The sequence below is a fragment of the Curtobacterium sp. B18 genome, assembly GCF_000333375.1.
Taxonomy (GTDB): domain Bacteria; phylum Actinomycetota; class Actinomycetes; order Actinomycetales; family Microbacteriaceae; genus Curtobacterium.
The window spans coordinates 1-6,984 of record NZ_BACZ01000077.1; the positions used below are offsets into that span (position 1 = coordinate 1).

General features: G+C 70.6%; 10 protein-coding genes and 2 pseudogenes. 8 read left to right on the forward strand and 4 right to left on the reverse strand.

What is annotated here, in order from left to right; genetic code table 11:
- The first annotated feature begins 37 nt into the window (after positions 1 to 37).
- Positions 38 to 532, forward strand: a complete 495-nt coding sequence (locus tag I5E_RS23175) for an LLM class flavin-dependent oxidoreductase (RefSeq protein ID WP_261974839.1) — start codon at positions 38 to 40, stop codon at positions 530 to 532.
- On the opposite strand, the pseudogene I5E_RS02130 reads toward I5E_RS23175, so the two are convergent.
- Positions 444 to 1,151 (reverse strand): annotated as a pseudogene (locus tag I5E_RS02130) (LysR family transcriptional regulator); the annotation flags it as partial. The gene I5E_RS23175 and the pseudogene I5E_RS02130 overlap by 89 nt on opposite strands.
- Positions 1,152 to 1,271: 120 nt before the next feature.
- On the opposite strand from I5E_RS02130, the gene I5E_RS02135 reads away from it, so the two are divergent.
- Positions 1,272 to 2,231, forward strand: a complete 960-nt coding sequence (locus I5E_RS02135; protein ID WP_022905542.1) for a putative oxygenase MesX — start codon at positions 1,272 to 1,274, stop codon at positions 2,229 to 2,231.
- A gap of 32 nt (positions 2,232 to 2,263) precedes the next feature.
- A complete protein-coding gene (locus I5E_RS02140; protein WP_022905543.1) occupies positions 2,264 to 3,316 on the forward strand; it encodes a methionine synthase in 1,053 nt (350 codons plus the stop codon).
- Positions 3,317 to 3,415: 99 nt separating this feature from the next.
- Here I5E_RS02140 and I5E_RS24130 read toward each other — a convergent pair whose 3' ends face one another.
- Positions 3,416 to 3,643 carry a PLDc N-terminal domain-containing protein gene (locus I5E_RS24130; RefSeq protein ID WP_031261116.1) on the reverse strand — a complete coding sequence of 76 codons (228 nt, stop codon included), beginning with the start codon at positions 3,641 to 3,643 and terminating at the stop codon, positions 3,416 to 3,418.
- Positions 3,644 to 3,675: 32 nt separating this feature from the next.
- Positions 3,676 to 3,855, reverse strand: a complete 180-nt coding sequence (locus I5E_RS24135; RefSeq protein WP_022905545.1) for a hypothetical protein — start codon at positions 3,853 to 3,855, stop codon at positions 3,676 to 3,678.
- A gap of 26 nt (positions 3,856 to 3,881) precedes the next feature.
- Between I5E_RS24135 and I5E_RS02155 the strand changes: the two genes are divergently transcribed.
- Positions 3,882 to 4,358 carry a M16 family metallopeptidase gene (locus I5E_RS02155; RefSeq protein ID WP_022905546.1) on the forward strand — a complete coding sequence of 159 codons (477 nt, stop codon included), beginning with the start codon at positions 3,882 to 3,884 and terminating at the stop codon, positions 4,356 to 4,358.
- An 8-nt stretch (positions 4,359 to 4,366) separates the two neighbouring features.
- Entirely contained in the window at positions 4,367 to 4,969 is a 603-nt protein-coding gene (locus I5E_RS02165; protein WP_031261117.1) for a histidine phosphatase family protein, read from the forward strand.
- A gap of 40 nt (positions 4,970 to 5,009) precedes the next feature.
- On the opposite strand, the gene I5E_RS02170 is transcribed toward I5E_RS02165, so the two are convergent.
- Positions 5,010 to 5,486, reverse strand: coding sequence for a GNAT family N-acetyltransferase (locus I5E_RS02170; protein WP_022905548.1), 477 nt, complete (start codon positions 5,484 to 5,486; stop codon positions 5,010 to 5,012).
- Positions 5,487 to 5,509: 23 nt separating this feature from the next.
- On the opposite strand from I5E_RS02170, the gene dapB reads away from it, so the two are divergent.
- The 3 genes and pseudogenes from dapB to I5E_RS25915 all read left to right on the forward strand — a co-directional run.
- The gene (dapB, locus tag I5E_RS02175) at positions 5,510 to 6,256 is read left to right on the forward strand and encodes a 4-hydroxy-tetrahydrodipicolinate reductase (RefSeq protein ID WP_031261119.1); all 747 of its coding nucleotides are present in this window, start codon (positions 5,510 to 5,512) and stop codon (positions 6,254 to 6,256) included.
- Between the two features lie 4 nt (positions 6,257 to 6,260).
- Positions 6,261 to 6,722, forward strand: a complete 462-nt coding sequence (locus tag I5E_RS02180) for a tetratricopeptide repeat protein (RefSeq protein WP_441294319.1) — start codon at positions 6,261 to 6,263, stop codon at positions 6,720 to 6,722.
- 103 nt (positions 6,723 to 6,825) lie between these two features.
- Positions 6,826 to 6,942, forward strand: a pseudogene (locus tag I5E_RS25915) (DUF427 domain-containing protein); the annotation flags it as partial.
- Positions 6,943 to 6,984 lie beyond the last annotated feature (42 nt).

Below are 6,984 nucleotides of genomic sequence, written 5' to 3' on the forward strand. Positions count from 1 at the left end.
CGACCACCTCACGAAGGGCCGTGTCGGCTGGAACGTGGTGACGGGCTACCTGCCGAGCGCCGCGCGGAACATGGGCCAGACCGACCAGCTCTCGCACGACGACCGCTACGACGTCGCCGACGAGTACCTCGAGGTCCTCTACAAGCTGTGGGAGGGCTCGTGGGAGGACGACGCCGTGGTCGAGGACCGCGAGACCGGCGTCTTCACCGACCCCGCCAAGGTGCACCCGATCGAGCACCACGGCACGCACTTCGACGTCCCCGGGATCCACCTCTCCGAACCGTCCGTGCAGCGCTCGCCCGTGATCTACCAGGCCGGCGCTTCGCCGCGCGGTATCCGCTTCGCGGCCGAGAACGCCGAGGCGGTGTTCGTCGGCGCGCCGACCGTCGAGCAGCTCGCCGTGACGGTCGGGAAGGTCCGCGACGCCCTGGAGGCCGCTGGCCCGAGACGCGGATCTCGCGCTTGCTCGACATCGTCGACAGGATCTCCTCGGCCAGGTAGAAGGAGTTGTTCGCGCCCTGGTCGAACGTGAGTCGGGGCAGGTCCTCGAGGTCCGCGAGCGTGGCGCGCTCCCGGGCCGCGATCGGGTTCCGGCGGGAGACGAAGATGTGCGGCTCCGCGACGAACAGCGGGGTGAACACGACCCCGGCGTCCCGCAGGAGCTTCCCGAGCACCTGCTTGTTGAAGTCGTTGCGGTAGAGGATCCCGACCTCGCTGCGCAGCGTCCGGACGTCCTCGATGATGTCCCAGGTGCGGGTCTCACGGAGCGAGAACTCGTACTCGTCCGCCGCCGCACCCTCGACCATCCGGACGAAGGCCTCGACCGCGAACGAGTAGTGCTGCGCGGACACCCCGAGCAGCCGACGCGATGCCTGCCGGCCGACGTAGCGCTGCTCGAGCAAGGAGACCTGCTCGACGACCTGCCGGGCGTACCCGAGGAACTCCACGCCGTCGACGGTGAGCACCACCCCCCGGGCCGAGCGGGTGAAGAGCGGGCGCCCGATCCGTGTCTCGAGGTCCTTCATCGCCGCGGACATGGTCGGCTGCGACACGTAGAGCAGATCGGCCGCGGCGCTCATCGAGCCCTCGGTCGCGACCTCGATGAAGTACCGGAGCTGCTGCAGCGTGATGTCGTTCGAGACCCGGGCCATAGGCCGAGGCTATACCGCCGCATAGTGTCTCGGTATTACCTGATGACCCTCGGTTCCGGTCATGATCGATGCATCCTTCCCACCGTGCCCACGGGCAGCTCGACGAACAGATTGCCGACCATGGCGAACGACCTCACCTTCAGCATCACCCGGACCCGGTTCGACGAGGACTACTCCCCGTCGGACAGCTCCCGGCTGACCACGAACTTCGCCAACCTGGCGCGCGGCGAGCGCCGGCAGGAGAACCTCCGTGCTGCGCTGGCGATGATCGACGGGCGCGCGAACGACCTCTTGGCTGCCGGGGACCGCTACCGCCTGGAGCTCGACATCGTCTCGGCCTCGCTGCAGTTCTCCGACGGTGGATCGGACGCCGAGTTCCCGCTGCTCGAGATGCTCGACGTCACGATCGTCGACCAGCACACCGGTGAGCGCCACCGCGGCATCCTCGGCAACAACTTCTCGTCGTACCTGCGGGACTACGACTTCTCGGTGCTGCTGCCGTCGTCAGAGGGCCTGCCGTCCGACTTCGGAGTGCTGCACGGGGCGCTCTTCCAGCGGTTCCTCTCGTCGTCGGCGTTCCACGACGCGTTCGGTGCCGAGCCCGTCGTCTGCATCAGCGTCTCGACGAGCCAGACCTACCGCCGGACCGGGTACGTCCACCCGGTGCTCGGCGCCGAGTACGAGCACGAGCACTCCTCGCTCACCGACGACTACTTCGGCCGGATGGGCATGCAGGTCCGGTACTTCCAGCCCGCCGGAGCGTCGGCCCCGCTCGCGTTCTACTCGCGCGGTGACGTCACCGCGGACTACTCGGACCTCCAGCTGATCGGCACCATCGCCACGATGGAGACCTTCCAGAAGATCTACCGTCCGGAGATCTACGCCGCGAACACGCCGGCCGGGGACACCTACCGCCCCACCCTCGACCACACCGACTTCACGCCGACCCCGGTCACCTACGACCGCGAGGAGCGCAGCCGCCTCGGGATCACCCAGGGCCGGTGGACCGAGGAGCACCTCGTGACGCCGCACCACGCCCTCCTCTCGCGGTTCGCCGCCGAAGCCACCGTTGCCCTCTGACCCCGTTCCCTCCTGACAGGATCCGCACGCGCATGACGTCTCTCCTCCCCACCGCGATCGTCGGCAGCCTGCCGAAACCGTCCTGGCTCGCCGAGCCCGAACGACTCTGGTCCCCGTGGCTGCTCGACGGCGCCGCGCTGACCGAGGGCAAGCAGGACGCCCTCCGCGCAGCCGTGCACGAGCAGGAGCAGCGCGGCCTCGACATCGTCAGCGACGGCGAGCAGACCCGGCAGCACTTCGTGACGACGTTCATCGAGCACCTCGACGGCATCGACCAGGAGCGCAAGGAGACCGTCCGGATCCGCGACCGGTACGACGCCGCCGTCCCCACGGTCGTCGGCGCCGTGAGCCGCCCCGCCCCCGTGTTCGTCGAGGACGCGAAGTTCTTGCGCGCCCAGACCGACCGGCCGATCAAGTGGGCGCTCCCTGGCCCGATGACCATGATCGACACGCTTTCCGACCAGCACTACAAGTCTCGCGAGAAGCTCGCGTGGGAGTTCGCCACCATCCTCAACCAAGAGGCCCGCGAGCTCCAGGACGCCGGCGTCGACATCATCCAGTTCGACGAGCCCGCCTTCACCGTCTTCCACGACGAGGTGCAGGACTGGGGCGTCGCCGCACTCGAGCGTGCCGCCGAGGGCCTGCACACCGCCGAGACCGCCGTGCACATCTGCTACGGGTACGGCATCGAGGCGAACAACAAGTGGAAGGAGACGCTCGGCGCCGAGTGGCGACAGTACGAGCAGTCCTTCCCGCTGCTGCAGCAGTCGTCGATCGACATCGTGTCACTCGAGTGCATCCACTCCCACGTGCCGCTCGACCTCGTCGAACTCATCCGCGGGAAGAAGGTCATGCTCGGCGCGATCGACGTCGCGACCGAGACCGTCGAGACCCCGGACGAGGTCGCCGAGGTGCTCCGTCGGGCACTCGAGTTCGTCGACGCCGACAAGCTCATCCCCAGCTCCAACTGCGGGATGGCGCCGCTGGCGCGGGACGCTGCGCTCGCGAAGCTCAGCGCGCTGTCCGCTGGTGCGGACATCGTGCGGGCGGAGCTCGTCGGCGCGGCCGTGCCGGCCGGGCGCTAGGCGCTTCCCGTCGTGTTCGTCGCGTTGCAGGCGCTCAGCTCGCGAGCGGGCCCGAAGGCGCGGCGACCGTCCGGTGCGCAGGTCCCGCTGGCACTGCGGTCACGGGGTGCTGCGTGCGGTCGACTGCTCACGTCGCCGGGCGACGAACCACGCTACCGGCCCGACGATCGGGACGACGAGGACGACGAGCGCCCAGGCGAGCAGGTGCCAGCCCGAGGCCGTCCTGGAGAGCAGCAGCGACACGAAGGCAGTGAGCGCCAGGATGAGTGCGCCGACCGCCACGGCCATCAGCGCGCCGTCGAACGTCGTCGGGACGAATGGGTTCATGATCTTCTCCTCGATCCGCGATGCCGTCTCGTTCACTCCCACCGGTTGGCGGTGATGGCGCCGTTGCCCTTCGCGCTGAGACGCTGGATCGCGGAGTAGGTGCTCCAGGCGACCGTTCCCCACGGAGTCAGTACACCGCGCTTCACCGTCACCTTGCACTTCGCAGTTGCCTGCCCGCCGCTGACGTACCCGCTGCTCTTGGAGGTCTGCACCTCCGTGAAGGGCTGGACGGAACGCCGTGCTCGGCGGCGGCATGAGCTCGCGCCTCTTCCAAGAGGTCCGCGAGCGCCGCGGGCTCGCCTACGCGGTGAGCTCCTTCGCGCCTGCCTACCTCGACAACGGCGCCTTCGGCGTCTACGCCGGCTGTGCGCCCGACAACGTCGCCGGTGTGATCGAGATCGTCGACGCCGAGTTCCGCCGCATGGTCGACGACGGCATCACGAGCGACGAGCTGCGCCGCGCGAAGGGGCAGATCGAGGGTGCGCTCACGCTCTCGCTCGAGGACTCCGACGCCAGGATGACCCGGCTCGGCCGCTCCGAGCTCGGTACGGGGGAGTTCACCGACCTCGCCACCGCCCTCGAGCGGGTGGACCAGGTCACCACCGACGACGTCCTCGAGCTGGCCCGTGATCTCCTGACCCGCCCCACGATCACCTCGGTGGTCGGCGCGGTGCAGCAGGACGAACTCGCGGAAGCGATCGGGATCGGCGGTTGAGCACCGACATGTCGCACTACCTCTACCTCGTCCGACACGGTGAGCACCAGGACGCGGAACACGGACTCCGGGACGGCCGGCTGTCCGAACGCGGCAAGCGTCAGGCGATGCTCGTCGCGGACCGCCTCGGCGGCGTGCCCTTCGACGGCGTCTACCACTCGCCGCTCGAGGCGCCGAGCGAGACCGCGTCGTTCCTGGCGCAGCGGCTGCCGGCGATCGAACCGGAACCCTCGACGCTGCTCTTCGACTGCATCCCCTCCGGACCGACGCCGGACATGCCGCACGCGTACCAGGGCTGGTACGGCGGCATCACCGAAGAGGAGATCATCGCCGGCCAGGCCCAGATGGGCGACGCGGTCGCCGAGTGGTTCACCCCGGCGCGCGAGGACCGGCACGACCTGCTCATCACCCACAACGCCGTCATCGGCTGGTTCGTGCGCGAGGCGTTCCAGGCGCCGGAGTGGCGCTGGATGGGGACGAACGTCGCGCACACGGCGCTCACGATCATCCGGATCCGCTCGGCCAAGCCGGCCGAGGTGGTCGCGCTGAACGACCTGGCGCACCTGCCGGTCGAGCTCCGCACCGGGCTGCCGGTGGGCCAGCCCGTCTAGCGGCCGCCGCCGCGGGACCGTCCAGGAGGCGCGACCCGCCTCAGCGCACCGGCTTGCGGTACCAGGCGGTCGCGTTCGGGTTGTCGTTGAACGCGGGCACCCGCTCGTAGCCCCGACTCCGGTACATCGCCCCCGCGGCGACGAGGGAGTCGTTCGTGTCGAGCACGATCGCGGTCGCGCCGAGCGCCGCCCCACCGGCCTCGAGCGCGTCCATCACCGCCGTCGCGACCCCGCGCCCGCGACCGTCCGGGGTCACGAACACGTGCTTCACCTCGAACCGGACGTCGTCGCCGTCGTCCGGGATCCGCCGCAGCCCGCCGCACCCGACGGCCCGGCCGTCCTCGGACGCGACGACGAAGGTGCCGCGTGGCGGGGTGAACTCGGCCGCGGGGGTCCGCTTCCTGGCGTAGGAGCCCTGCGCGCTCGGGAACGTGGCCTCGCGTTCGTCGAGGTAGGCGTCGAGCAGCGCGTCGACCTCGGGGGTGTCTGCCGGCACGGTCCTGACCTCGAGCGTCATGCGTCGATCCTAGGATGGTGGGCATGGTCACTCCCGTCGCCGTCGTCGGCGCCACCGGTCGTCTCGGGGGCCTCGTGGCCGCCGTCGTCGAGGAACTGTCCGACTTCGAGCTCGTCACGAGCCTGTCCTCGAAGGACGGTGCGCACGAAGCGGGGCCCGACGTGTTCGGCGGCGCGGCGATCGTGGTGGACGTGACCGTCCCGGCCCTCAGCCCGGCGATCGTGGACAACGCCCTCGCGAGCGGCGCCAACGTGCTCGTCGGCACGTCCGGGTGGTCCGGCGCCCGACTCGCGACGCTCCGTGCTGGGCTCGAGGAACGCCCGGAGCAGGGGGTCTTCGTGGTCCCGAACTTCTCGATCGGGTCGGTCCTCGGCACACACCTCGCGACCATCGCCGCACCGTGGTTCCCCTCGGTGGAGATCGTCGAGACGCACCACGCCGCCAAGATCGACTCCCCGTCCGGCACCGCCGTCCGCACCGCCGAGCTCATCGCCGACGCCCGCCGCGAGGTCGGTCCGGTCGACGCACCCCACGTCGACCAGCGCGCTCGCGGGCAGCAGGTCGCGAGCGTCCCGATCCACTCGCTCCGGCTGCCGGGCGTGACGGCCGTGCAGGACGTGGTGCTGAGCGGCCCCGGCGAGACCCTGACCATCCGGCACGACACGAACGACGACGTCGCGTACGTCGCCGGCATCCGGGCGGCACTGTCCGCCGTGGGGTCGATGCGCGGTCTCACGGTCGGCCTCGGCAGCGTCCTCGGCATCGGCTGACACCGTGCGCCTGCCCCGGTTGCTCCGTTCGCCCTTCTGGGGCGCCGCGCTCATGGCGCTGCTCCTCGCGCTCTACATCGTCCTCGTCGGGCAGCGCGCGGTGGCGTTCATCGCGACGGGCATCCCGATCGGCATCGGCATCGGTGTCGCGCTCTTCGTCGTCGCGGCGATCGGCGCACTGCTGCTCGTGCTCGAGTTCCGCTTCGGGCTGCGCATCACGCGGCTCGGCGCCCGGCTGGAGCGCGAGGGCGGGGCCCCGGCCGACGTCGTGCCGGTCCGGCCGTCCGGTCGCCCCTTGCGTGAGGCGGCCGACGAGCTCTTCCCGCAGTACCGGGCCGCCGTCGAGGACGACCCGGCCGACTGGCGCGGCTGGTACCGCCTCGGCGTCGTCTACGACGCCGCCGGTGACCGCAAGCGGGCGCGGGCCGCGATGCGCGAAGCGCTCACCAGGGCACACGTGTCCTGACCGGAGGCGCGGTCGGCGCGTCCCGGGTGCCGCCGGCGCGTCACCGCTGAGCGGGCCGCGCCGGTCCGTCAGCCGGTCGCGTCAGAAGAACGTGGACGGGCAGGCGCTGCAGGACAACGCATGGTCGTACCCGACGCCGATCCCGTCGTCGTTCGACCGCGTCGGCAAGGACTACTCGGGCTACGTGGCGTTCTGGAAGGGCGTCAAGGTCGTCGACTGATCCGCGCCGACCCGGTCAGCCCGCCAGCGTGAGCGCGACGAG